Source organism: Kitasatospora sp. NPDC001540 (assembly GCF_042894345.1).
Classification (GTDB): domain Bacteria; phylum Actinomycetota; class Actinomycetes; order Streptomycetales; family Streptomycetaceae; genus Kitasatospora; species Kitasatospora phosalacinea_C.
Map to the genome: position 1 here is coordinate 72,249 of NZ_JBIAVO010000007.1, position 23,140 is coordinate 95,388.

A 23,140-nucleotide genomic window follows, 5' to 3' on the forward strand; every position below is an offset into this window, starting at 1 on the left:
CACCACCCGCCCGTGCGGCGAGGTCACGATCGCGTCGACGACCCGATCGGGCAGCGGCCCCCGGGCCAGGGGCTTCCAGACGCACGAGGCTTCCTCGGAGAGCAACCGCAGCAGCACGTCCGCAGGAGCTGCGGGGTTCTCGACGATGTGCGCACGGGCGGCGGGTGTTCCTTCCGGGGACGGCTTCCGGACGCCGTGCGCCGCGGCCGATCCGCCGACGGACCAATGGAGTTGGCCCGGCTGCCGGAAGACCCCGGACGCGCCGGAGCGGCGACGATAGGGTCGGGTCCGGGCCCGAACCGACCGAGGGGACACGCAGCATGAGACCGCCCGCCGAACTCGACCGGGTCGACTGGTCGGCGCTGGAGCACGCGTACGGCTCGGCGGAGGACCTGCCCGAGCTGCTGGCCGGGCTGTACGGGCAGGACCCGGCGGCGGTCGAGGAGGCGCAGTACGAGCTGGTCGGCGCCGTCTGCCACCAGGGCAGCGTCTACTCGGCGTCGGCCGCCGCCGTCCCGTTCCTGGCGCACGCGGCGCTGCACGCCCCGCTGGCGGCGGGCCGGAACGACGCGCTGGCGCTGCTGTTCCTGATGGCGGAGCACGAGTCGGAGGAGCTCGCCGCCCCGCGCTGGGCCGGGAGCGCGACGGCCGCGGTCTGCCGCGCGTTGGAGCGGGTGCTGCCCTGGCTGCTGCCGTGCCTGGCGGATCCGGAGGAGGAGACCCGGCAGCTCGCGCTGCGGGTGGTGGCCGCGGTCGCCGACCTGCTGCCGCAGGCGCAGCGGGACGAACTGGCCGAGCTGGTGGGCGGGTTGCACCAGGCGGACGCCTCGCCGTCGGTCCGGGCCGACGCGCTGGTGGCGCTGGACCGGCTCGGGTGCGAACTGGCTTTCCTGGACAGCCCGTCGGCCGAGGTCCGGCAGGTCTCGGCGGTGCTGGTCGCGGAGCGGCACGGGCCGCCGTACCCGGCGCAGGCGGTCGCGGTGTTCGCCGCCGACGGGGCCTCGGACGGCCCGGGCATCCCGTGGCCGGTCACCGGCAGCCCGGACACGCACCTGCACGAACTGCTGCTGGACGACCCGGACGCGGCGCTGGCGGTCGCGGGACGCTGGATCGCCGACGGGGACGGGGCCGGAACCGATCGCCACCAGGGCAGTTGGCTGGCCGAGGCGGTCGTCGAGGTCTGGCGCGACCGCGAGGCCGCGGTGCTCGACCTGGTGTCGGCCGCGCTCCCCCACCACCACGAGGACCCGGGCCACCTGCTGCGCACCGCCGCGCACTGGATCGAGCACCTGCGCACCCCGCCCGCCGCCCTGCTGGACGCCCTGCGCGCCCACCTGGACCGTGATCCCGCCGCCCTGCTCGGCCTGGTCCGGGCCCGCGTCCCGGGCGTCCTCGACCTGCTGCCGGGCCGCCCCGAGGCCGCGCTGCTCGCGGAGGCGGCCCGCCTGCTGCCCGCCCGGGAGCGCCCGCGGCTGCGCGCGCTGACCTCCCGCCGACTGGCGGCCGACAGCGACGAGTACGAGAGCCGGAGACTTGTCGGGACGCTCGACCTGCTCGGCGGCGGCACCCCCGAACTGCTCGCCTGCCTGCGCGAGGGCCGGGCCGCCGTGCAGGCCGCCCGCGCGCTGGGGCGCACCACGGCCGCCACCGCCCCCGCCGAACTCGCCGTCCTGCTACGGGAGTCGACGCGCGCGGAGGACGGGGCGCTGCGGGCGGCGGCCGCCGTCGCGCTGCACCGGCTGACCGGGGACCTCACGGAGGTGCTCCGGGTCTTCCCCGACCTGCTCGCCGACGACCAACCCCCTTGGGCGCTGGACGAGTTGGCGCCGCTCGGGGCCGCCGCGGCACCACTGCTCCCGCTGGTCGTCCCGCTGCTCGGCAGCCGCCGCCCGTACGTCCGGCTGGCTGCGGCCCGGGCGCACCACCGCATCGCCGGCGACCCGGGGCTGCCCGCCGCCGACCTGATCGCCCAACTCGCCCCGGACCGGAACGTCCTGGACGCCCTGCCGCTGCTCGCCGCCCTGCCCCGGCTCCCCGAGGAGGCCCGCCCGTTCCTGCGCGGCCTGGCCTTCTCCCCGCACCGCCTGCTGACCGACGACCCCCTCGGCCACTCCGGCGGCGGCCTGCCCGACTACCGGGCCCGCGCCCTCGCCCTCGCCCTGCTGCGCACCTGACCCCGCCGGCCTCTGGCCCTCAACCACCCCGGCGCGCCCGGGACTCGACCGGAAGCCTTCCCGAGTCGTCGAGTTCCGGGGGCGGTTCGGGCACCGAGGAGGCCCCGGCGTGCCCGACGAGCCGGAGGCGCAGCGGCCGGGCGGTACGCCGCAGCGCGGCCTCCGGCGGCGCGGGCCGCACCGGCACCCGCCGCAGCGGGTCCACGGACAGCCGCCCCGCCCACCCCGGCCGTACTGCTCGCCACCGCCCGCGCCCCGCCGCCCGCCGAGGCGCCCGGCCCGGTAAATCCGTTCGGCCGGGCGGTGCCCCGGCGGGCAGGATGGCGGGATGACCGACCTGGCGTGGGACGACCTGACCGCGTGGCTGCTCGACCCCTCCGAAGGGGGCTGCCTGCCCGACGTGTTCGTCGCGGGGACGACGACGGCGGACTGGCAGGCCGTCCTCGACCTGGTCGAACGACGGGGCTGGGCCCACGAGTACCGCGAGGGCGACACGGTGCTGCCGCTGCCGCGGGCCGAGGCCGTGCTGTCCCGCCCGGACGACGCCGAGTGCCCGTCCCTGCTGGTGCGGCCGAGTCCGGAGGTCTGCGCGATCTTCCGCTTCCTCTCCGACGAGGAGATCGACTTCGACGTCGACCTGCGCGAACTCCAGGGCCAGGAACGGCTGGACGTGCTGTGCGACTTCCTGTCCGCGATCGGACGGCGGCTGGGCAAGTCGGTCCCGCTCTACCCCGAGGGCGGCGGCACGGAGCCGCTGCTCGGGTACGACGCGGCCGCCGACCGGGTCAGGGTGCTCTGGACGCCGCCCGGGCCGTGAGCCGGGGAGCCGGGAGCCGGGAGCCGGGGGCCGGGGAGCCGTCAAATTGAACGCGTTCAGTATGCTGGCGGCACGCCGCTCCCGCCGGGAGCCGCACACCGCAGGGGGACCGATGCCGACCGCACCCGAACGCCGCCACCGGACGAGCCGCCCGGGCCCCGCCTGGAGCCTCTGCGCGCTCTGGGTCGGGCTCGCCGCCCTGGGCCCGCGGCTGTCCGGCGCACCGACGCTGACCGCCTTCCCCCTGCTGGTCCTGGTGCCCGCCCTCCCCCTGGGCCTGCTGCTCGGCCACGCCCGCCCGCGCCGGTTCCCGCTGCTGCTGGCGGCGCTCCTCGCCGGGCCGGTCGCCGCGGCGGTCGGCCTGCACCCGGCCCTGCACCCGGACCGGACCGCCCCGCCCGACCCGTGGGAACCGCGGCTGCTCGGCACCGCCGCGGCCCTCACCGCCCTCTTCCTGCTGACGGGCGTCGTCTGCGGGGCCCTGACCCGGCGCACCTCCGAACGGCAGCGCGACTGACGGACCCTCCCCGTCGCTCAGGACGGCGCGGGCCCGGTGCTGCCGCGCGGCACCAGCACCGGCGTGCCGGCCGGGCGGGACGGGGCGCGGCCCTCGTCGACGAGTTCCAGCAGGCAGCGGGCGACCTCCTCGCCGACCGCGAACGGGTCGTGGCTGAGGGCGGAGAGCTGGGGGCGGGTGATCCGGCACAGGTCGGAGTCGTCCCAGGCGACCAGCGAGACGTCCTGCGGGACGCGCAGCCCGAGTTCCCCGGCGACGGCGATCGCGGCGACGGCCATCAGGTCGTTGTCGTAGACGATCGCGGTGGGCCGGTCGGCGGCCGTCAGCAGGGTGCGGGTGGCCCGGGCGCCCGCGTGCGCGGAGAGGTCGGTGGGGAGGGTGCGGGCGGTGACGCCGGGGAGCTGGGCGGCGGTCGCCGCGAAGGCCTCGCCGCGCAGCAGGGTGCGGCCGAGCGGCGCGGGGCCGGTGACGTGGGCGATCCGGCGGTGGCCGAGCAGGGCGAGGTAGCGGACGGCCTCGGCGATCGCGGCGTCGTCGTCGGTCCACACGGCGGGGAACGGGCCGGACAGCGCGGGCTGGCTGACCGCGACGGCGGGCATGCCGAGCCTGTGCACGGGCTCCAGCCGGGGGTCGTCGGCGACCACGCCGACCAGCACCGACCCGTTGACCCGCCCGGACTGCCACCACTGCCGGTACAGCGCGATCTCCGCGTCCCGGTCCGGGACGGTGTGCAGCAGCAGCGCGCACGGCCGCTCCGCGAGGACCTGCTCGATGCCGCCGATCAGCGCCATCTGCACCTGGTCGAGCCCGGCCCCGCCCCGGGTCAGCGCCATGCCGACGGTGTGCACCCGGTCGCCCCGGGCGAGCGAGCGGGCCGCGAGGTTCGGCGACCAGCCGAGTTCGCGGGCCGCCTCGACGATCCGCCGCCGCGTCGCGTCGGAGACGCCCGGCCGGTCGTTGAGGGCCAGCGAGACCGCACCGGCCGACACCCCGGCCCGGGCCGCCACGTCCCGGATCGTCACCCGGCGCTGCATCCTGCCGCTCACCCCGTCCACTCCGTAGCCGCCACCTGCGGGTCCCCATCCTGTCAGGTCCCCGCTGCCGGACGGCGCGTCGGCTCCTGGTAGCGTCGCTCCCTTCGCCGGGTGGGCCCGGCGGAGTACCCAGCGGGGGACCCGGCATGACGACCGCGCAGCAGCGCCTGCACCACGCCCTGGACGCCCTCGGCCGCACCGCCCGCCCCGGGCCGGCGGTCGACGGCTGCGGACACTGCTACACCGACGAGCAGTTGGCCGTCCTCTCCGGTCCGCCCGACCTGATCCCGGACCGGCTGCTGCACTCGGTCGCCGCGAAGAACCCCGACCACTGGGACGACTTCCCCACCCTCTACCGCCGCCTCGCCCCGCGCGTACTACGGCAGTTGACCACCGGCACGCTGCACATCGACAGTCCGCTGATCGCCTCCCGGCTGGTCGCCGCCGACTGGACCTCCTGGCACCGCGCCGAACTCGTCCGGGACGTCCTGGACGCCTGGTGGCCCGTCGCCCTCGCCGACCCCGGCGCGAGCGCCGCCGACGTCCTGGAGACCCTGGCCGTCGCCACCGGCACCGTCACCCCCTGGCTCACCGCCTGGTCCGAGACCCGCACCCCGACCTCCGAGCGGCACCTCATCCGCACCATCGACGACTGGCTGTACTTCAACCGGCTCCCCGACCTCCGCCTCGGCTTCTACGGCGAACTCCCGGTCGGCCCCGAGGTCGCCGCCTGGATCGCCACCCTGCCGCCCCGCCTCCTCGACGAGGAACGGCGCCACTGGCTGGACACGGTCTACCGGACGTGAAGGACGGCGGGCACGCACCACCGGGGCCCGGGGAACGGCCGGGCCGTACTGCTGACGGCCGGAGCCCGGCGAAGGCCCGTACTGCCGCGTGTCTCGAACGGAACCGGAAGCCCCGACGCGCAACGGCGGTGCACCCGGTCGGTCAGTGCCCGCCGGGCGGTGTCTCGCCCGAGCCGCGCGGGATGAGCAGCGTCGGGATCTCCAGCCGCGCCGGAGGCGAACTCTCGCCCGCGAGGCGGTCGAAGAGGCGGCGGGCGGCGAGGGCGCCGAGGGCGACCGGGTCCTGGGCGACGACGGTGAGGCCGGGGGTCAGGAGGTCGGCGAGCTCGAGGTCGTCGAAGCCGACCAGGGCGGGGCGCCGGTCGGCGGGGAGGTGGTGCAGGGCGGCGAGGGTGACGCGGTTGTTGGCGGCGAACAGGGCGGTGACGGCCTCGGGGCCGCTGGTGAGGCGGTGGACGGCGGCGGCGACCCGGGCGCGGTCGGTGGGGCCGCAGTCGATCCAGCGCTCGTCGACGGGCAGTCCGGCCTCGGCCATCGCCGTGCGGTAGCCACGGACGCGTTCGGCGGCGGTGTGGATGGTGGGCTGGTCGCCGATGAAGCCGATCCGGCGGTGGCCGTGGGCGATCAGGTGGGCGGTGCCGGCCTGCGCGCCGCCCGCGTTGTCGCTGAGGACGGCGTCGGCGTCGATGCCCGCGCCGGGGCGGTCCAGGAAGACCACGGGCGTGCCGGACTCGATCTCGGGCAGCAGGTAGCGGTGGTCGTCCCCGGCCGGGACGACGATCAGCCCGTCGACCCGGCGGGCGCAGAAGGCGAGCGCCAACTCCCGTTCCCGCGCCGGGTCCTCGGCACTGGAGCCGGTGAACAGCAGGCAGCCCTCGGCGGCGGCGACCTGTTCGACGGCCCGGGAGAGCGCGGAGGAGAACGGGTCGCTGATGTCCTCCAGCAGCAGGGCGACGCTGGCGGTGCGGCCGGTGCGCAGCAGCCGGGCGCTGTCGTTGCGCCGGAACCCGAGCGCCTCGATCGCGACCCGCACCCGGGCCGCCATCTCGGGGGTCACGCCGCTCTCGCCGTTCACGACCCGGGAGACCGTCTTCAGCCCGACCCCGGCGGCCGCCGCGACGTCCTTCATCGTCGGCCGGGCACTGCGCGAGCTGCTGACGGGGCGGCTGGTCATGCCAGGGAGAATAGTGCGCCCACCACCCCACCCGGCACGCCCGCCCCCTCCCCCGTCCGCTTCCGGCCGCCGGGCGCCGCGTTCAGCCCAGGGTCCGCTGCGCCCAGACGGCGGCCGGGTTCACGCCCCGTCGGTGACCAGGGCCAGCCAGGCGTCGGCGAGCAGGCGGTGGCCGAGGGTGGTGGGGTGGACGCCGTCGAGGACGATCCGGGCGGGGTCGCCCGCGGTGCGGGCGGCCTGGTTGAGCAGGCCGTCGGCGGCGAGCAGCAGGGCGTCGTGCTCGGCGGCGAGGCGGCGGACGGCCTGGATGCGCGCGTCGAGGTCCGCGCGCCAGGCCCACTGCTCGGCGGTGACGGGGACGAGGAAGGGCTCGATCAGGACGAGTCGGGGGGCGCAGTGGTCGTGCAGGCGGTGCAGCAGTTCCCGGTACGCGTCCTCCCAGGCGTCGACGGGGCTGTGCAGCCCGCTGTCGTACTGGCGCCAGGTGTCGTTGACGCCGATCAGCAGCGAGACCAGGTCCGGCCGGTGGGCGAGGGTGTCGGCGTCCCAGCGCGCGCGCAGGTCGACGAGGCGGTTCCCGCCGATGCCGCGGTTGAGGACGGTCGGGGTGCCGGGCAGCGCGGCGGCGACCATGGCCGCGTAGCCGCGGCCGAGGTCGTCGGGGCGGGCGCGGTCGCGTCCGGCGTCGGTGATGCTGTCGCCCTGGAACAGGACGGTGGCGGCGGGCTGCATGCGGCTCTCCTCGCGCGGGGGCCCGCCGCCCGGGCCGACGGTCACCGGGCGGCGGGCGGACGGGCGGACGGGCGGATCAACGGACGGGCGGACGGATCAACGGACGAGCGCGTTCCCCGTCGCCCCACGAGCATGCCGCCGTTCCGGCGGGACCGCGGCGCCCGGCCCGGCCGCGGACTTCCGCACCCTCGGAGGGGGTCGGGGACGGGTCGGGAGTCTACGGGAGGGGGCGGGTCGGCGGGGCGCTGCTGCCGCGCGGGACGAGGACGGGCGTGGGCGCCGGTCCGGCGGGGGTGCCGCGGCGCTCGATGACGTCGAACAGGGTGCGGGCGACCAGGGCGCCGTAGCCGTGCACGTCGTGGCTCATCGCGGACAGCGCGGGGTGGGTGAGGCGGCACAGCTGGGAGTCGTCCCAGGCGATCAGGGACAGGTCGGCGGGGACGTGCAGGCCGAACTCGGCGGCGACCGAGATGCCCGCGACGGCCATGATGTCGTTGTCGTAGATGATCGCGGTGGGGCGGTGGGCGGAGGCCAGCAGCATCCGGGTGGCCCGGGCCCCGGCCCGGCCGGAGAAGTCGGTGGGGACGCTGCGCGGCGGCTCCAGTCCGAGCTGTGCGGCGACGGCGGCCAGTGCCCTGGTGCGGATCGCGGTGTGGCCGAGGTCGGGGTCGCCGCCGACCCGGGCGATCCGGCGGTGGCCGAGCATCGCGAGGTAGCGGACGGCGTCCTCGACGGCGGCCGAGTCGTCGGTCCAGACGGCGGCCGACTCCCCTCCGGCCAGGCCGGGGTGGCCCGCCGCGACGGTCGGCATGCCGAGTGCGGCGAGGGCGGGGATCCGCGGGTCGGCCTCGGTGAGGTCGACCAGGACGGCGCCGCTGACCCGGCGGGTGCGCCACCAGGCGCGGTGCACGGCGAGTTCCTGCTCCCGGTCGCGGACCAGCCGCAGCAGCAGGGTCGCGGAGCGTTCCTCCAGCACGCTCTGGATGCCGGAGACGAACTCCATGTAGAAAGGTTCCAGGCCGAGTTGGCGGGCCGGGCGGGTGACGACCAGTCCGACGGTGTCGCTGCCGGGCGTGAGCCGGGCCAGGCTGCGGGCGGCCTGGCTGGGCACCCAGCCGAGCTGCTCGGCCGCGGCCCGGATCCGCTCCCGGGTGGACGCGGACACCCCGGGCCGGTCGTTCAGCGCGAGCGAGACGGCCCCGGCCGAGACCCCGGCGAGGGCGGCGACCTCCCGGATGGTCACGCGTCCGCTCACCGCTCCCCCTCCCGCGGCCCCGCCCGCCGCCCGTTCCCCCCGGTGCGGCGGCCCGCCCGGTGTCACTTGGTGGAGCCGGCCGCGAAGCCGGCGTAGATGAGGCGCTGCAGGGCGAGGAAGACGACCAGGGTGGGGAGGATCACCAGGATCGCCCCGGCCGAGATGATCTCCCAGTTGACGCCGAACGGGCCCTGGAAGCGGAACAGCGAGGTGGAGATGGTGCCCAGGTCGGTGGAGGGCATGTACAGGAACGGGATGAAGAAGTCGTTGTACACCGTCACCCCCTTGACGATCACCACGGTGGCGACGGCGGGCTTGAGCATCGGCAGGATGATCCGCCGGTAGATGGTGAAGGAGTTCGCGCCGTCGAGCCGGGCCGCCTCGTCGAGCGAGACCGGGATGGAGCGGATGAACTGCAGGAAGATGTAGATGGAGATGATGTCGGTGCCCAGGTAGAGCAGGATCGGCGCCCAGCGGCTGTTGAACGCGCCGAGGTCGTTGACGATCCGGAAGGTGGCGACCTGGGTGGTCACCGACGGCACCAGGCTGGCGAGCAGGAACGCGGCCATCACCAGCTTCTTGAGCCGGAACTCGAAGCGGTCGATGGCGTAGGCGGTCATCGAGCCGATCAGCACGGTGCCGGTGACGGACACCAGCAGGATGATCCCGGTGTTCAGGAAGGCGGGCAGCATGTGGCCCTGGGTGAAGGCGATCCGGAAGTTCTCGAAGTTGGACCAGTCGGCGGGCAGGTCCAGCGGCCCGGTGCTCAGGGCCTCCTTGCGGGTCTTCAGCGAGGTGAACAGGATCACCAGCAGCGGCACCAGCACCACGGCGCTGGCCAGCACCAGCGACAGGTACTTGGCGCCGGACGCGGCCGCGCTGCGGGCGTGGAAGCGGCGGCGACGGTTCGCAACGGCATTGGTGGTCACGACAGTTCCACCCTCTCCTCCGGCACCAGGCGGCGCTGGATCCAGGTGACGAGCAGGATCAGGACGATCAGCACGACGGCACTGGCCGAGGCGAGGCCGAACTTGTCGAACTTGAACGCCATGTTGATGCTCTGGATGACGAAGGTCTGCGAGCCGTTGGCGCCGCCGGTCATGATGTACGGGATCTCGAAGACGGCGAGCGAGCCGGAGACCGCCAGGATCGCGCTGAGGCTGATCACCGGCTTGATGCTCGGCGCGATGATGTGCCGGAACTGTTGCCAGCGGTTGGCGCCGTCCAGCGAGGCGGCCTCGTACAGGTGCGGCGGGATGGACTGGATGGCGCCCAGGAACAGCACCAGGTTCAACCCGGTGTAGCGCCACACCGACACGCCGGCCAGCGACTTGTTGACCAGGTCCGGGTCGCCGAGCCACTGGTGCTTGCCGTGCACGCCGACCAGCGACAGCAGCGAGTCCAGGGTGCCGTGCGGCTGGAAGAAGAACAGGAAGACGAAGCCGATCGCCACGCCGTTGATCAGGTACGGGAAGAACAGGATGCCCTTGAACAGGTTCCGGAAGCGGGTGTTGAAGCTCAGTACGGTGGCGAAGTACAGGGCCAGCGCGATCTGCAGCACCGCGGCGACCAGGTAGACGCCGGAGACCAGGAAGACCTTGAACAGCTCGGGCCGGGTGAACAGGTCGGTGTAGTTCTTCAGGCCGACGTTGTCGCGCTCCGGGCTGATCCCGTCCCAGTCGGTGAAGCTGTAGCCGATCATGTCCCCGATCGGCAGGTACGTGAACGTCACCAGGAACGCCAGCGGTACCAGCAGGTACAGCCACGGCGTGAACCACCAGTGGCGGCGCACGGCCTTGCGCCGGGGGGCGCGGCGCCGGTCGGCCGGGGCGGCCCCGCCCTCCGCCGCGGCCTGCGCGGGGGGCTTTCCGGCGCCCCGGTCCCTCTGCAGTGCAGTCATCTTCCGTTCCTTCTCGCGTCCTGGCGCCCGGTGGGCGGCGCGGCCGGTGGGGACCGGCCGCGCCGCGCCGTACTGCTCGGCCAACTGGGCCGGTGAGGTCAGCCGTTGACGGTCTTCTGGGCCTGGGACCACTTCTTGTTGAGCTCGGCGAAGTAGCCGTCCCGGTCGCCGGGGGCGGCGCCGCGGGCGATGTCGACCAGCTTCTGCCGGTAGTCGGGGGCGTCGAGGTTGATCTCCGCACCCTTGTCGATCTTCTTGACGGTGGCGGACTTGTCCTGCTTCTGCCCGATCAGCTGCACGCCCTGCTCGGTGAACGGCTTGAGGGTGGCGGGCAGTTCGGCGCCCTTGACCGAGGAGATGCCCTGCTCGGCCTGCGCCGCGCCGGACTTGGTGATGTACCACTCCAGCCAGGCCCGGGCGGCTTCCTGGTTCTTGGAGTGCTTGTTGATGCCGTACTTGTAGTCCGGCTGCAGGACGGTGCACGCCTTGCCCGAGGTGGACGGGAAGGGCATGTAGCCGATGTCGTCCGGGTTGGCGCCCGCCTTGGTCGCCGCGTCGCGCATCTGGGAGACCGACCAGGAGCCCAGGTACATCGTGCCGATCTTGCCGGTGCCCAGCAGCACCTTGGACTGGTCCCAGTTGGTGGTGGTCGGGTCGTCCTCGGCGAGCTTCTGCTCGACGATCGAGTACACCAGGCTGTCGACGGTGTACAGGTCGCTGCCCGCGCTCCAGGGCTGCGCGGCGGTCGCCAGCGCGTCCTTGGCGCCCTCGTCGCAGGACGGCGAGCCGATCGCGTCGGTCCACTGCCGCAGCGGCCAGCCGTCGTGGTAGTTGGTGTAGTACGGGACGGCCTGGCCCTTGGCCTTGACGGCCTTCAGGTCGGCGAGGAACTCCTCGGGGGTCTTCGGCCAGGCGGTGACGCCCGCGTCCGCCCAGACCTTCTTGTTGTAGACGAAGCCGGTGACGGTGCCGAAGTTGGCGATGCCGTAGACCTTGCCGTCGACGGTGCCGTAGTCGGTCCACTGGTAGGTCTTCGACAGCTCGTCCGAACTGCCCAGCGAGGAGAAGAAGTTGGGAAGCTGGGCGATGGACAGGTCGGAGGGGATCGGCAGCACGTCACCGTAGTTCTCGGTGTTCATGCGGATCTTGACTTCGCCCTCGTAGTCCTTCATCGCCTCGAACTTCACCTTGACGTTCGGGTAGAGCTTGGCGAACTCCGCGGCGTACCTGTCGAGCGTGCCGTCGCCCACCTGGTCGGTGCGGTTGGTCAGCACGGTGATCGAGCCCGTGACCTTCGTCGGATCGGAGTTCACCGCCGGCGCGGCGGACGTCCCGCCACCACCACTGCCGCTACAGGCAGTGAGCACCACCATGGAAGCGGCCCCGACGGCCAGCCATCCTCTGCGCATCTCGCTCATCCTTCACGCTGATCGTCCGTATGACGGGGGGAAGCGACAGCCGACAGGGCGTGATCGACCTTCCGGGCTGCTCGGCTGCTTAACGTAGACGTCACATCACGGCCATGTCCATAGAGCGGTCAACATTGATATCCACGAGTTCTGTTGCCGAGCAAGGCTGCATTTACTAAAAGTTTGCTTAACCATCTGGCACACCAGGCTTCGTTATCGGACCGCGACCGGGAATCGCTGGACAACGTTGTCAAGGCGGGCGAGAATCACCGGGTACGATCCGGCAGCGCCCTGCCCAGCACCGTGGCGCTCCCTTGCCACACCAGCGGAGACGTCACAATGAGTTACGACATGGCCGGTACCACCGCCGCAGCCGGACCCCACGGGTCCCCGCCGGACGGCGCCGCCGCCCCCGGGCCGCTGATCGCGGCCCTCGACATCGGCGGCACCAAGATCGCCGGAGGGCTGGTGGGCACCGACGGCGCCCTGCACCACCGGCTCCAGGTGCCCACCCCCGCCACCGGCGACCACCGCGAGCTGATGGCCGCCGTCGACCGCGTCCTCGACGACCTCGCCCGCCACCCCCACTGGCAGCACGTCCAGTCCCTCGGCATCGGCAGCGCCGGGCCCGTCGACACCGCCCGCGGCACCGTCAGCCCCGTCAACCTCCCCGGCTGGCGCGAGTTCCCGCTCCGGGAGGAGACCGGCCGGCACCCCGCCGCCGCCCACCTGCCGGTCACCCTCGGCGGCGACGCCGTCGCGATGACCGCCGCCGAGCACTGGCAGGGCGCCGCCCGCCCCTACCGCAACGCCCTGTGCCTGGTCGTCTCCACCGGCGTCGGCGCCGGACTCGTCCTCGACGGCGCCCTGCACCCCGGCACCACCGGCAACGCCGGACACCTCGGCCACATCACCGTCGACTACAACGGCCGCCCCTGCCCCTGCGGTTCACGCGGCTGCCTCGAAGGCCTCGCCTCCGGCACCGCCATCGCCCGCACCGCCGCCGAACTCGGCTGGACCCCCGGCCCCGACGGCGACGCCACCACCACCGCCGTCGCCCGCGCCGCCCACGACGGCGACCCGCTCGCCCTCGCCGCCTTCGACCGGGCCGCCCGCGCCCTCGCCGCGGGCATCGCCGCCACCGCCACCCTGGTCGAACTCGACGCGGCCGTCATCGGCGGCGGCGTCGCCCGCGCCGGGTCCGTGCTCTTCGAGCCGCTCGCCCGGCACCTCACCAGCTACGCCACCCTCGCCTTCACCCGCCACCTCGCCCTCCACCCCGCCCGCCTCGGCACCGACGCCGGCCTGATCGGCGCCGCCGCCCTCACCCTCCACCGGGTGCCCGCCCACCCCTGAACCCCGCCGCGCCCCCACCCGCCCCCGGTCGACCCCTCCCGCGCCCGCGGCCGGTCGCACCGGTCCGGACGCGGGAGGGCGGGCAGAACCGGGCGCGCCCCTCCCCCCTCCACGGGTGCGCCCCCGCCCTCCCGCACCCCCCGTCCCCGGCCGCCGGGCGGGCGGGCCCTCCCGTAGGATCGGGAGGACGACCCTTCTGCTGGGCGCCCCCTCTGGTACGGGAGGACCACCGCATGACGGAACGCAAGCCCCCCGGCGTGACCTTCGAGAGCTGGGTCGACCGGCAGATCCGCGAGGCCGCCGAGCGCGGCGCGTTCGACGACCTGCCGGGCACGGGCAAGCCGCTGGCCGACGAGCACCAGCCGTACCACGAGATGTGGTGGATCCGGGCGAAGATGGAGCGCGAGGGCCTCTCCTACCTGCCGCCGTCCCTCGCCCTGCGGGCCGAACTCCGCGAGGCCCTGGACACCGCCCGGCTGGCCCCGACCGAACCCCTGCTGCGCAGCCGCCTCGCCGAGGCCAACGCCCGCATCGAAGCCGCCCTGCGCCGTCCGATCGAGGGTCCCCCGCTGGGTCTGGCCCCGGTGGACGTCGAGACGGCCGTCGCCGAGTGGCGCCACACCCACCCCTGAACCGCGCGGTCCTCTCAACCGACCAGCCAGTCGCACAGGATCCGGACGGCCTCGTCGACCGACCCGGGCTCCCTGCGGTCGGCGTCGGACTCGACGAGGAACGGCGGCGCCCGGTCCGGACCGGTCTCCAGCTGGACTTCGGGCGTGTCCGGGCGGGAGAGGAACCACAGGTCGTCGTCGTCCGCCGGGTGGCTCACCCGCAGCCGTCTGACCTCCAGGTCGGGAAAGGCCGCCCGCACCCCGGCGATCACCGAATCCACCGGTCCGCCCACCGCGTCGTCCGCCGTCCACGGGACACCTGTCGGCATCACTCTCCCCCTTCTCCGCTTCCGGTACGGAAGCCTCCGAACTCCCGTGCGGAGGCCAACGGTTGGCACCTCCACCCGGTTCCCGGCGCTCTCAGCCCGCGCCCTCAGCCCGCGCCCGACGCCCCGCCGGGCCCCCATCCGGCTCCGCCGCCCGCGCCTCCCGGCCGGCGAACTCGCCGTCGCGCACCGAGGAGTGGGTAAGGTGGGAGGCGTGGTGAGTCCCGAGTCGGACGAGGTGGGGGCTTTCGGTTCCGCCGTCAGCCCCCTGAAGCCCTGGACGTCCTGAAGCCCTGAACGCCTGAACTCCCGTGCGCCGCGCGCCGGGTGGCCCACCCGCGTGCCCGCGCGCCGCGGGTGTCGCGGGTGCCGGTGGCGGTCGGGCGGCGGGGGTGGCCGTGGTGCCGAGACGAGGTCCCTCTTCGTTCCCCCTCACCTCGGAGTCGCGTTCGATGCCTCTCGCCCTGTACTTGCTCGCCCTGGCGGTGTTCGCCACGGGTACTTCGGAGTTCCTCCCGGCCGGTCTGCTGCCGGAGATCGCCGCCGGTCTCGACGTGTCGGTCGAGGCGGCGGGCACGCTCGCGTCCGCCTTCGCGCTCGGGATGGTGGCGGGTGCGCCGCTGATGGCGGCGTGGGCCCGGCGGTGGCCGCGCCGGGCCGGGTTGTTCGGGTTCGTGGCGGTGTTCGCGGCGGCGCACGCGGTCGGTGCGGTGACGGGGTCGTTCGCGGTGCTGTTCGCGACCCGGGTGGTGGCGGCGCTGGCGAACGCCGGGTTCCTGGCGCTGGCGGTGGTCACCGCGGCCGCGCTGGTGGCGCCGGACCGCAAGGGGCGGGCGGTGGGGGTGCTGCTGTCGGGGACGACGGCGGCGACCGTCGTGGGGGTTCCGGCGGGGGCGCTGCTGGGCCAACTGCTGGACTGGCGGGCCGCGTTCTGGGCGGTGGCGGCGCTGTGCGTCCCGGCCGCGGTCGGGGTGCTGCTGGGCGTCCCGGCCGGGGCGGAGGCGTCCGGGGCTCCGGCGTTGCGCGCCGAGCTGGCCCAACTGGCCCGGCCGCGGCTGTGGTTGACGCTGCTGCTGGCGGCGCTGGTGAACGCGGCGACGTTCGGCGCGTTCACCTTCCTGGCCCCGGTGGTGACCGGCCCGGCGGGACTGGGGCGGGGCTGGGTGCCGGTGGTGCTGGTGCTGTTCGGCGCGGGCACCTTCCTGGGGGTGAGCGCGGCGGGGCGGCTGGCCGACACCTGGTCCCGTCAACTCCTGTGTGTGGGAGGCCCGTTGCTGCTGCTCGGCTGGCCCGCGCTGGCGGTGTGCGCGGGTCGTCCGGCGCTGCTGCTGCCGCTGGTCCTGCTGCTGGGCGCGCTGTCCTTCGCGGTCGGCGCGACGCTGGTCACCCGGGCGCTGTACGAGGCCTCGGGCGCGCCGACGATGGCGGGCGGGTACGCGACGGCCGCGCTGAACCTCGGCGCGGCCGTCGGCCCACTGCTGGCCGCCACCACCCTGCCGTCCGCGACCGGGCCGTTCCGGGCGGCCGCGGCGCTGGTCGCGGTGGCGCTGCTGCTCGGGGCGGTAGGCCGTCCCCTGACCCGCGGCTGAGCCACCGGCGCCCACCCCGACCTGCGGCGGTTCGTGAACCCCGGGCCCGGCGGCGGCCCGGTCCGGGGCGCCGGTACAGTGCTCGCGAACATCAACCGGAAGATTGCATTCCGCTATGCGAGGGGGCGCCGTGCCGAGCACCGAGCAGGACCGGGAGAGAGCGCGGTCGATCGACAGCCTGCGCTCGATCTGGGCGGCGGGCGGGCAGCCGGTGCCGCCCTGGCACCGGCGGGTGACGCGGAGGCAGGTCGGCGTCACGGCGGGCTGCCTGGCCGTGCTGCTGGTGGCGTGCCTGGCGATCCGGTCGCTGGACTCGGAGATCACCCAGCACCGGGTGGCGCTGCCGACCGGGTTCGCGAACCTGCCCCGGGTCGCCGAGGACCAGGACCTGCGCACCCTCCGGGCCGAGTACGAGGCGCAGCGGAGCAGGCGCTACGTCCCGCGGGTCGTCCAGGTGCAGGGGTACGGGCAGCCGGGCGCCACCGGCCTGCGGGAGAGCGAGCTGCTGGCGGTGGCGATGGAGGGCTCGTTCCCGGACGCCGCGCAGGCCGCGACCGCGATGCTCGGCGGCTACTCGCCGACCGGCGGCTCGCTGCGGGACGGCACGCCGGTGGTCGGCAGCGGACCTACGCCCCGGGCCCGCTGGGCGGCACGGTCGTCTGCGCGAGGATCGGCGATCCCGGTGCGGAGTCGGCGGTCTGCTCCTGGGCGGACGGCAGCACCCTGGGCGCCCTGGCCGACCGCACCGGCGAGCTCACGCCCGAGCAACTCGCCGACCGCACGCGCGAGTTGCGCGCCGCGACCGAGCAGCCCGCCTGACGCCGACCACCCCGCCGCCCCTTCGCCGCTTCGGCCCGCCGCTACTTCAACCCGCCACTGCTCTGCAGGAGTTGGCCGTTGACCCACTGGCCCTGCGGCGAGCAGAGGAAGTCGATCAGGTGGGCGGCGTCCCGCGGGGTGCCGATCCGGCCCAACGGGGTGTGCGCGGCCATGTCGGCCCGGTGGGCCTCGCTCATCCAGCCGGTGTCGGTCGGGCCGGGGTCGACCGCGTTGGCGGTCACGCCGAGGTGGGCGAGTTCGCGGGCGGCGGCGCGGGTGATCCGGTCCAGGGCGCCCTTGCTGGCCCCGTAGGGGAGGTTGCCGACGGTGTGGTCGCTGGTCAGCGCGACGATCCGGCCGGTGCCGAACGCGCCGGTGAAGCGCAGGCCGAACTCGCGGATCAGCAGCCAGCTCGCCCGGGCGTTGACCGCGAAGTGCCGGTCGAAGCTCTCCACCGTGGTGTCGAGCAGCCCGGAGTCGACGGATTCGGCGTGGCTCATCACCAGCGCGGTGACCGGCCCCAGCCCGGCCTCCACCCGGTCGAACAGCCGCCCGGGCGCGGCCGGGTCGGCCAGGTCGGCGGGCACCGCGAGGTGCCGCGCCCCGTGCGCGCCGATCAGCGCACCGACGGCCTCCACCGCCCCGTCCTCGACGCCCCAGGGCATCCGGGCGTCGTACGGCGTCCAGTAGCTGTAGGCGATGTCCCACCCCGAGGCGGCGAGCCGCTCGGCGATGCCCGCGCCGATGCCGATCGTCCGGCCGACGCCGGTGACCAGGGCGACGGGGCGGGCGGCAGGGTCCGTTGTCTCCTTCACGGCCGCCGATCCTGACAGTTCGTCAGCCAGCCTGACAAACCGTTTTCCGCCCCTGCCCCTCCTACTCCCCCTCGGCGTGCAGCACGGCCCGGACCGGCCCGTCGGGGTGCACGGTGAGCCGGTACGCGGTCTCCGCCGGGGCCTCGGTGATCTCCGCCCGGTACGCGGGCAGCAGTTCCTCCAGCAGCAGCACCATCTCGCGGACGGCGAACTGCGCCCCCAGGCAGGCCCGCGGCCCGAGGCCGAACGGGAAGTACGCGCCGGGGGCGGGCCGCCGCTCGGCGTCCAGGAAGCGCTGCGGGCGGAACTCCTCCGGCTCCGGCCACAGCTGCGGGTCGCGGTGCGTCAGGTAGGGGGAGAGCAGCACGGTCGTCCCGGCCTCGATCGGGAGGCCGTCCAACTCCCCGTCCTCGGCGGCGTACCGGGGCATCAGCCAGGCGACGGGGTACAGCCGCAGCGTCTCGTCGACCAGGGCCCGGATCGCGGCCGTCCGCTCGGCGGACCCGGCCGGTCCGGCGGCCAGGGCCCAGGTCCGCTGCTCGGGGTGGGCGTCGAGCAGCAGGAACAGCCAGCTGAGCGCGGTGGCGGTGGTCTCGTACCCGGCCACCACCAGCGTCATCAGCTCGTCGCGCACCAACCGCTCGGTGTGGTCCGGCAGTTCGGCGGCCGCCCGGAGCAGCACCTGCACCAGTCCGGGCTCCTCGGCCTCCCCGGCGAGGGCGATGGCGCGCTCGGCGACCCGGTCGACCTGCTCGTTGGCCTCCGTGAAGTCGAGGGTGGTGTCACCGGTGGCGGGCGCGAACGCGGGGATCGCGGCGAAGCCCTCGCTGGCGGCGACCAGCCGCCGGTGGGTCTCCTGGTCGAGCGGGTGCGCGGTGAGCGAGCGCCAGATCACGTCCAGCGAGAAGTACCGCAGGTCGGCGTCGATCTCCCGGACCTCCCCGCTGCGCGCCGCCTCCTGCCAGCGCGCGGCGGCGGCGGCCACCCCGGCCCGGATCTGCGGCTCGTACGCCCGGATCCCCCGGACGGTGAACTGCGGCTGCAGCAGCTTGCGTTGGCGCCGCCACGGCTCGCCCGCGGCGCACAGCAGCCCGTCCCCGAGCAGCGGCTTGACCCGGTGCCCGCGCTTGACGTAGTCGTCCGGCTGCTTGGCCAGCACCTGCTGCACCTGTGCCGCCCCGGTGACCAGGACGACCTTCCGCTCCCCGATCCTGAACCCGGCGACCGGCCCCAACTCCCGCGCCATGGACATCAGTTCGATCACCCGCCCGCCTCCGGCCCGCCAACGGGCGAGCGCCTCGGCATCGAGTTCGGGAAGGACACTGGTCGCGGCCGTGGCCAAGGCGGTCTCCTGCCGTGCGGGGTCGAGCGGTACGGACACCGACCACCCTAACGCCGGGTCAGACCGCCGCCGCCCGCGTCCCGGCCCCTGCCGGGAGCCCGCGGGGCGCACCCCGCGCACCCGCGCACGTCCGGGCCCCGGGTCCGGGCCCCGGCGCTCCCCCGTTCACCCCGACCGCCGCTCCCCCAGCACCCCGTCCAGCAGCTCGTGCAGCCGCTCCTCGCCCAACTGCGGGTTGGCGGCGGCCCCTTCGCGCAGTTCCGGGTCGGCGAGCAGCTCGGCGACCCGCTCCGCCCCCAGCCGCGGGTTCGCGGCGGCCGCCAGCCGGACGGCCCGCTCCGGGTCGGCCAGCAGCGCCTCCAGGTCACCGTCGAACTCCGGGTCCCCGGCGGCCAGTTCGCGCACCTGCCGGTCCGGGTGGCGGGCGAGTCCGGCGGGCAGCCCGGCCCGCGGGAAGGCGGGGCGCGCCCGCAGGCGCTCCCGGTGCGCGGGGTGGCGCAGGTAGGCGTCCAGCAGCAGCGCGGGCGGCGCGTCGAGGTGGTGCAGGGCCAGTAGGTCGCGCACCTGCTCGTCCTCGTCCGCGGCGAGCCGGTGGACCGTCGGCCCGTCCAGGTGGGGGCAGGTCGCGGCGGCGCGGCGCAGCAGCGGCAGCGGCGAGGTGGCGCTGGCCAGGTACCAGGCCGGGTCGGGGACGTCGAGGGGTTCGTCGAGGTCCCCGAAGTCGGCCCTGCGGTACCCGTACGGGCTCTCCCGGGGCGAGGTCTCGTCCAGCACCCGCCCGCGGGCGGGGTCGCGCGGCGCGGGGTCGGCGGCGGCCCGGGCGGCGACCTCGGGATCGGGGTCCGCGGCGAGGAGGTCGATCAGGTCGGGGGTGAGGCCGGGGTGTCCGGCCAGCCGGTGGCGCACCTCGCGGTCGGGGTCGGCGGCGAGCTGCGCCATCGACTCGGGGGCGAGCGCGGGGTGTCGGGCGATCCTCGATCGGATGGCCGGGTCCGGGTCGGCGGCGAGGGTGCGCACGGCCTCCGGCGGCAGGTGCGGGTTGCCGGCGAGCGCGGGGAGGCTCCGGCGCTCGGCGAGCGCGTCGGCGATCACCTCGAGCGGCAGGGCACTGCCCTGGTAGAGGTAGGAGCGCTCCCGTTCCGAGGTGATCCGCCCCCACTCCTGCGGCGTCACGTGCCGCGGCCCGGTCGCGCGTTCGGCCGCGGCCCGGACCCGGGGGTCGGGGTCGGCGAGCAGCGCGGCCCGCTGCCCCGGTGGCAGTGCGCCGATGAACGGGCACGCCTGGAGACGCAGTTCGGGTTCGGGGTGGTCGGCCATCCGGCGGCGGAAGGCGTTCCTGATCATGCCGACCCCGTGCATCTCGCCGAGGATCTCGTTCTGAGTGAGCAGGTGCGTCTCGCGCGGGAAGGTCCCGAGCAGCACCAGCTCGACCGCCTCGTCGGGCAGCGGCCGCGGGCGCAGCCGGGCTCTGCGGCCGCCCACCACCTGGAGCGCCACCAGGTCCACGGGGTCGCGGGCCAGCCGCAGGCAGTGCTCGTCCGCCAGCCAGGGGTTGCGCGCCACCCCGCTGCGCACGCCCCGCTCCGGGCAGTCCAGCGCCAGCTCGACGAAGTCCGCGGGCAGCGGCCGCAGCCCGAACCCCTGCCAGGCGGGTCGCCCCGCGGGGACCAGCAGCCTCCGCAGCACGGCCGTCCCGGCCCGGGGGTTGGCCACCACGCCACGCAGCAGGTCGGCGCCTGCCTCTTCCGGCTCACTCACCGCGCCATGCTGTCACGCCCCGGCCGGTCACGGACACCGGTCACCGGGCACCGCCCGCAGGTGCACCGCAGGCGCTTCGCCGCTGTGCGGCGCGGACGGGCCGGGGCGGTGGAGCGGGAGGGTGACGACCGGGCCGACGGCGAAGAACGCGGCGGACCACCGGTAGGCGGTGGAGTGGCTCCCGCCCCGCCCCGTCCTCGCCGGGACCGCGCCGCCCGCACCGGGACCGCGGCGCCGCGGGTGAGAGATCTCTCAGCGTCCCGCCGCCGCCCGGCGGAATACGCCGCGCCCGCCGGGGGCCCGCACCCCGCGCCGCCCGTGTCCCACCCGCCCCGCACCCCCTTTATGCAGGGCTTATTCACCGTTCGGGCGGTCATGGCGGGGACGTTCGGACCCTCGTCCCGGGGGCCTTCGGCGTGCCATACTCCTTCACCATGACCGGCTTCCACGCGACCAAGGCCCTGCGGGGCGCGGTGTTCACCGCGCTCGCCGTGCCGCTGGCCGCGTTCGGCCAGGTGGCGATCACCGGGCGCGCCCTGCCGCTGACCCTGGTCGCGGCGGCGAGCGCCGCGGTCTTCCTGCTGGCGGTGCTCCTCGACGGGGCGCGCCACCGCTTCCTGCTGCTGTCCTCCGTGCTGGTGCCGGTGGAGCTGCTGCTGAACACCGCGTTCAACCTCGGCCAGGACGCCTGTGCGCGGCCCGCCCGGAGCGTGGACCTGCTGGTCTGCGGCGGCGACTCGGTGAGCGGCTCGGAGCTGTTCGCGCAGTGGACGCACGGCTCGGCGGGACTGCTGCGCCTGCTGGTGCTGGCCGTGCACCTGGCGCTGGCGCTGGCCGCCGCGGCCTGGCTGCGGCTCGCGGACGCGGCGGTCACCGGTGTCACCGAGGCGCTGGCCGCCCTGGCCCGCCTGCTGCCCGCCCCGTGGCGCGCCCTGCTGCTGGCCGCGCGTCCGGGCTGCCCGGCCGCGCTGCTGCCGTCCCCGGGCACCGAACCCGCGGCCCGCCGTCCGCAGGTCCTCCTGCTCTCCCCCGCTCCGCGTCGCGGTCCCCCGCGGCTGGCCCTCGCCAGCTGACGGACCGTCACCCGGACGCGTTCCGTCCCGGGCGCCCGCGCGCCCCTCCCCCTTCCCGACCAGCACCCGGCCGCGCCGCGCCCCCGTCCCCGTACGGGCCGCGACGGGCGCCGCCGCGCGGTGCCGAGGAGACGACGGACACCATGACCAGCACCCCGAAGAACCCGAAGAACCCGAAGAACCGCACCCCGAAGAACCAGGACCCGCACCGGAACACCACCGCCCGCGAGCGCCTCAAGCAGGCCCAGCAGGCCGAGGCCCGGGCCGCCAAGCGCCGCCGCGGCCTGACCGTCGGCGTGTCGATCGCCGCCGCCGTGGCCGTGGTCGCGGGCGGCACCGCCCTCGCGGTCTCCACCGGCTCGGAGGACGACGGCTCCGCCGCGTCGGCCGTCGCACCCGCCCACGTCTCCACCGCCGACGACACCGTCGTCGTGTACGGCAAGGCCGACGCCCCGCACACCCTGTCGGTGTACGAGGACTTCCGCTGCCCGGTCTGCCGGGCCTTCGAGACCTCGGCCGGGAAGAGCGTCCAGCAGCTCGCCGACCAGGGCGACTACAAGATCGAGTACCACCTGGCCACGTTCCTGGACAACAACCTGGGCGGCAAGGGCTCCCGGACGGCGCTGGCCGCGGCGGGCGCGGCGCTAAACGAGGGCGTCGACAAGTTCAAGGCCTTCCACGACGTCCTGTACGCCAACCAGCCCGCCGAGAGCGAGGACGGCTTCGGCGACGTCAACCACCTGCTCGACCTGGCCGGCCAGGTGCCCGGCCTGAAGACCGACGCGTTCACCAAGGCCGTCACCGAGGGCACCTACAAGGGCTGGGCCGCGAAGGTCTCCACCGCGTTCAACAGGAGCGGCGTCTCCGGCACCCCGACGGTCGAGCTGGACGGCAAGACCCTCTCCGTGATCGGGCAGGACGGCAAGCCGCTCAGCGGCGAGCAGTTCACCGCCCTGGTCCGGCAGACCGTCGGCGGGTGACCCGGTGACCCCCGCCCGCACCCCCGTCCCCGCCTCCCGCGGCTACGCCTGGCTCCTGCTGGTCACCGGCCTGATCGGCCTGGCCGCCTCCGCCGTCCTCACCCTCGACAAGCTCAAGCTGCTGGAGAACCCGGCCTACCGGCCCAGCTGCAACATCAACCCGGTCATCAGCTGCGGCTCGATCATGCGCACCGCCCAGGCCGAGGCCTTCGGCTTCCCCAACCCGCTGATCGGCCTGGCCGCGTTCGCCGCCCTCGCCGCCGTCGGCGCGGGCCTGCTCGCGGGCGCCGCGTACCGCCGCTGGTTCTGGCTCTCCCTCCAGGCGGGCACCCTGCTCGGCCTCGGCTTCGTCGCCTGGCTGATCGACCAGGCCCTGTACGAGATCGGCGCCCTCTGCCCCTACTGCATGGTCGTCTGGGCCGTGGTCGTCACCGCCTTCTGGTACACCACCGTCCACAACCTCCGCACCGGCACCCTCCCCGCCCCGCCCGCCCTCCGCCGCCTCGCCGCGCTGCGCTTCCAGTGGCTCGTCCCGGTCGGCGCCTACCTGGTGATCGCCCTGCTGATCCTCAACCGCTTCTGGTACTACTGGTCCACCCTGCTCTGACCCGGCCGGCACGACGGCCCCCACCTGCGCTTCCGCAGCTGGGGGC

Annotated in this window: 22 protein-coding genes; 11 read left to right on the top strand and 11 right to left on the bottom strand. The window is 75.1% G+C overall.

Annotated features, from left to right (window positions below):
* The first annotated feature begins 320 nt into the window (after positions 1-320).
* From ACFY00_RS11645 to ACFY00_RS11655, 3 genes are all read left to right on the top strand, one after another.
* Entirely contained in the window at positions 321-2,174 is a 1,854-nt protein-coding gene (locus tag ACFY00_RS11645; protein WP_388029966.1) for a hypothetical protein, read from the top strand.
* Between the two features lie 328 nt (positions 2,175-2,502).
* On the top strand, positions 2,503-2,991 hold the full coding sequence (locus ACFY00_RS11650) for a hypothetical protein (RefSeq protein ID WP_388029968.1): 489 nt from the start codon (positions 2,503-2,505) through the stop codon (positions 2,989-2,991).
* A gap of 112 nt (positions 2,992-3,103) precedes the next feature.
* Positions 3,104-3,508 (top strand): hypothetical protein, encoded by a 405-nt coding sequence (locus ACFY00_RS11655; RefSeq protein WP_388029970.1) that lies wholly within the window; start codon positions 3,104-3,106, stop codon positions 3,506-3,508.
* A gap of 17 nt (positions 3,509-3,525) precedes the next feature.
* On the opposite strand, the gene ACFY00_RS11660 is transcribed toward ACFY00_RS11655, so the two are convergent.
* Positions 3,526-4,542, bottom strand: coding sequence for a LacI family DNA-binding transcriptional regulator (locus tag ACFY00_RS11660; RefSeq protein WP_388030229.1), 1,017 nt, complete (start codon positions 4,540-4,542; stop codon positions 3,526-3,528).
* A gap of 146 nt (positions 4,543-4,688) precedes the next feature.
* Here ACFY00_RS11660 and ACFY00_RS11665 point away from each other — a divergent pair, with 146 nt between their 5' ends.
* Positions 4,689-5,348: a hypothetical protein gene (locus ACFY00_RS11665; protein ID WP_388029972.1), complete on the top strand. Its 660-nt coding sequence runs from the start codon at positions 4,689-4,691 to the stop codon at positions 5,346-5,348.
* A 142-nt stretch (positions 5,349-5,490) separates the two neighbouring features.
* On the opposite strand, the gene ACFY00_RS11670 is transcribed toward ACFY00_RS11665, so the two are convergent.
* The 6 genes from ACFY00_RS11670 to ACFY00_RS11695 form a co-directional block, all read right to left on the bottom strand.
* Complete coding sequence (locus ACFY00_RS11670; protein WP_388029974.1) at positions 5,491-6,522, bottom strand: LacI family DNA-binding transcriptional regulator; 1,032 nt, start codon at positions 6,520-6,522, stop codon at positions 5,491-5,493.
* Positions 6,523-6,642: 120 nt separating this feature from the next.
* On the bottom strand, positions 6,643-7,254 hold the full coding sequence (locus ACFY00_RS11675; RefSeq protein WP_388029977.1) for an SGNH/GDSL hydrolase family protein: 612 nt from the start codon (positions 7,252-7,254) through the stop codon (positions 6,643-6,645).
* 217 nt (positions 7,255-7,471) lie between these two features.
* Positions 7,472-8,509, bottom strand: a complete 1,038-nt coding sequence (locus tag ACFY00_RS11680; protein ID WP_388029978.1) for a LacI family DNA-binding transcriptional regulator — start codon at positions 8,507-8,509, stop codon at positions 7,472-7,474.
* Between the two features lie 62 nt (positions 8,510-8,571).
* Positions 8,572-9,363: a carbohydrate ABC transporter permease gene (locus tag ACFY00_RS11685; RefSeq protein ID WP_388030232.1), complete on the bottom strand. Its 792-nt coding sequence runs from the start codon at positions 9,361-9,363 to the stop codon at positions 8,572-8,574.
* 71 nt (positions 9,364-9,434) lie between these two features.
* Positions 9,435-10,409 (bottom strand): carbohydrate ABC transporter permease, encoded by a 975-nt coding sequence (locus ACFY00_RS11690; RefSeq protein WP_388029981.1) that lies wholly within the window; start codon positions 10,407-10,409, stop codon positions 9,435-9,437.
* Positions 10,410-10,507: 98 nt separating this feature from the next.
* Positions 10,508-11,818 carry an extracellular solute-binding protein gene (locus tag ACFY00_RS11695; RefSeq protein ID WP_388029983.1) on the bottom strand — a complete coding sequence of 437 codons (1,311 nt, stop codon included), beginning with the start codon at positions 11,816-11,818 and terminating at the stop codon, positions 10,508-10,510.
* A gap of 339 nt (positions 11,819-12,157) precedes the next feature.
* On the opposite strand from ACFY00_RS11695, the gene ACFY00_RS11700 reads away from it, so the two are divergent.
* Together ACFY00_RS11700 and ACFY00_RS11705 are read left to right on the top strand one after the other, a co-directional pair.
* Positions 12,158-13,174, top strand: coding sequence for an ROK family protein (locus tag ACFY00_RS11700; RefSeq protein WP_388029984.1), 1,017 nt, complete (start codon positions 12,158-12,160; stop codon positions 13,172-13,174).
* A 233-nt stretch (positions 13,175-13,407) separates the two neighbouring features.
* A complete protein-coding gene (locus ACFY00_RS11705; RefSeq protein ID WP_388029985.1) occupies positions 13,408-13,806 on the top strand; it encodes a DUF1992 domain-containing protein in 399 nt (132 codons plus the stop codon).
* Between the two features lie 14 nt (positions 13,807-13,820).
* On the opposite strand, the gene ACFY00_RS11710 is transcribed toward ACFY00_RS11705, so the two are convergent.
* Positions 13,821-14,114: a hypothetical protein gene (locus tag ACFY00_RS11710; protein ID WP_388029987.1), complete on the bottom strand. Its 294-nt coding sequence runs from the start codon at positions 14,112-14,114 to the stop codon at positions 13,821-13,823.
* A gap of 449 nt (positions 14,115-14,563) precedes the next feature.
* On the opposite strand from ACFY00_RS11710, the gene ACFY00_RS11715 reads away from it, so the two are divergent.
* Complete coding sequence (locus tag ACFY00_RS11715) at positions 14,564-15,700, top strand: Cmx/CmrA family chloramphenicol efflux MFS transporter (RefSeq protein WP_388029989.1); 1,137 nt, start codon at positions 14,564-14,566, stop codon at positions 15,698-15,700.
* Between the two features lie 130 nt (positions 15,701-15,830).
* Positions 15,831-16,601: a hypothetical protein gene (locus ACFY00_RS11720; RefSeq protein WP_388029992.1), complete on the top strand. Its 771-nt coding sequence runs from the start codon at positions 15,831-15,833 to the stop codon at positions 16,599-16,601.
* Here the strand turns inward: ACFY00_RS11720 and ACFY00_RS11725 are convergent.
* The 3 genes from ACFY00_RS11725 to ACFY00_RS11735 all read right to left on the bottom strand — a co-directional run bounded on the left by ACFY00_RS11725 (position 16,561) and on the right by ACFY00_RS11735 (position 20,434).
* A complete protein-coding gene (locus tag ACFY00_RS11725; protein WP_388029993.1) occupies positions 16,561-17,334 on the bottom strand; it encodes an SDR family oxidoreductase in 774 nt (257 codons plus the stop codon). The genes ACFY00_RS11720 and ACFY00_RS11725 overlap by 41 nt on opposite strands.
* A 61-nt stretch (positions 17,335-17,395) precedes the next feature.
* A complete protein-coding gene (locus ACFY00_RS11730; RefSeq protein ID WP_388029995.1) occupies positions 17,396-18,676 on the bottom strand; it encodes a cytochrome P450 in 1,281 nt (426 codons plus the stop codon).
* A 165-nt stretch (positions 18,677-18,841) separates the two neighbouring features.
* Complete coding sequence (locus tag ACFY00_RS11735) at positions 18,842-20,434, bottom strand: hypothetical protein (protein ID WP_388029997.1); 1,593 nt, start codon at positions 20,432-20,434, stop codon at positions 18,842-18,844.
* A 434-nt stretch (positions 20,435-20,868) separates the two neighbouring features.
* Between ACFY00_RS11735 and ACFY00_RS11740 the strand changes: the two genes are divergently transcribed.
* The 3 genes from ACFY00_RS11740 (at position 20,869) to ACFY00_RS11750 (ending at position 23,094) form a co-directional block, all read left to right on the top strand.
* Complete coding sequence (locus ACFY00_RS11740; RefSeq protein ID WP_388029999.1) at positions 20,869-21,507, top strand: hypothetical protein; 639 nt, start codon at positions 20,869-20,871, stop codon at positions 21,505-21,507.
* 143 nt (positions 21,508-21,650) lie between these two features.
* Complete coding sequence (locus tag ACFY00_RS11745) at positions 21,651-22,487, top strand: DsbA family protein (RefSeq protein ID WP_388030000.1); 837 nt, start codon at positions 21,651-21,653, stop codon at positions 22,485-22,487.
* 4 nt (positions 22,488-22,491) lie between these two features.
* The gene (locus ACFY00_RS11750) at positions 22,492-23,094 is read left to right on the top strand and encodes a vitamin K epoxide reductase family protein (RefSeq protein WP_388030003.1); all 603 of its coding nucleotides are present in this window, start codon (positions 22,492-22,494) and stop codon (positions 23,092-23,094) included.
* The last annotated feature ends 46 nt before the right edge of the window (positions 23,095-23,140 follow it).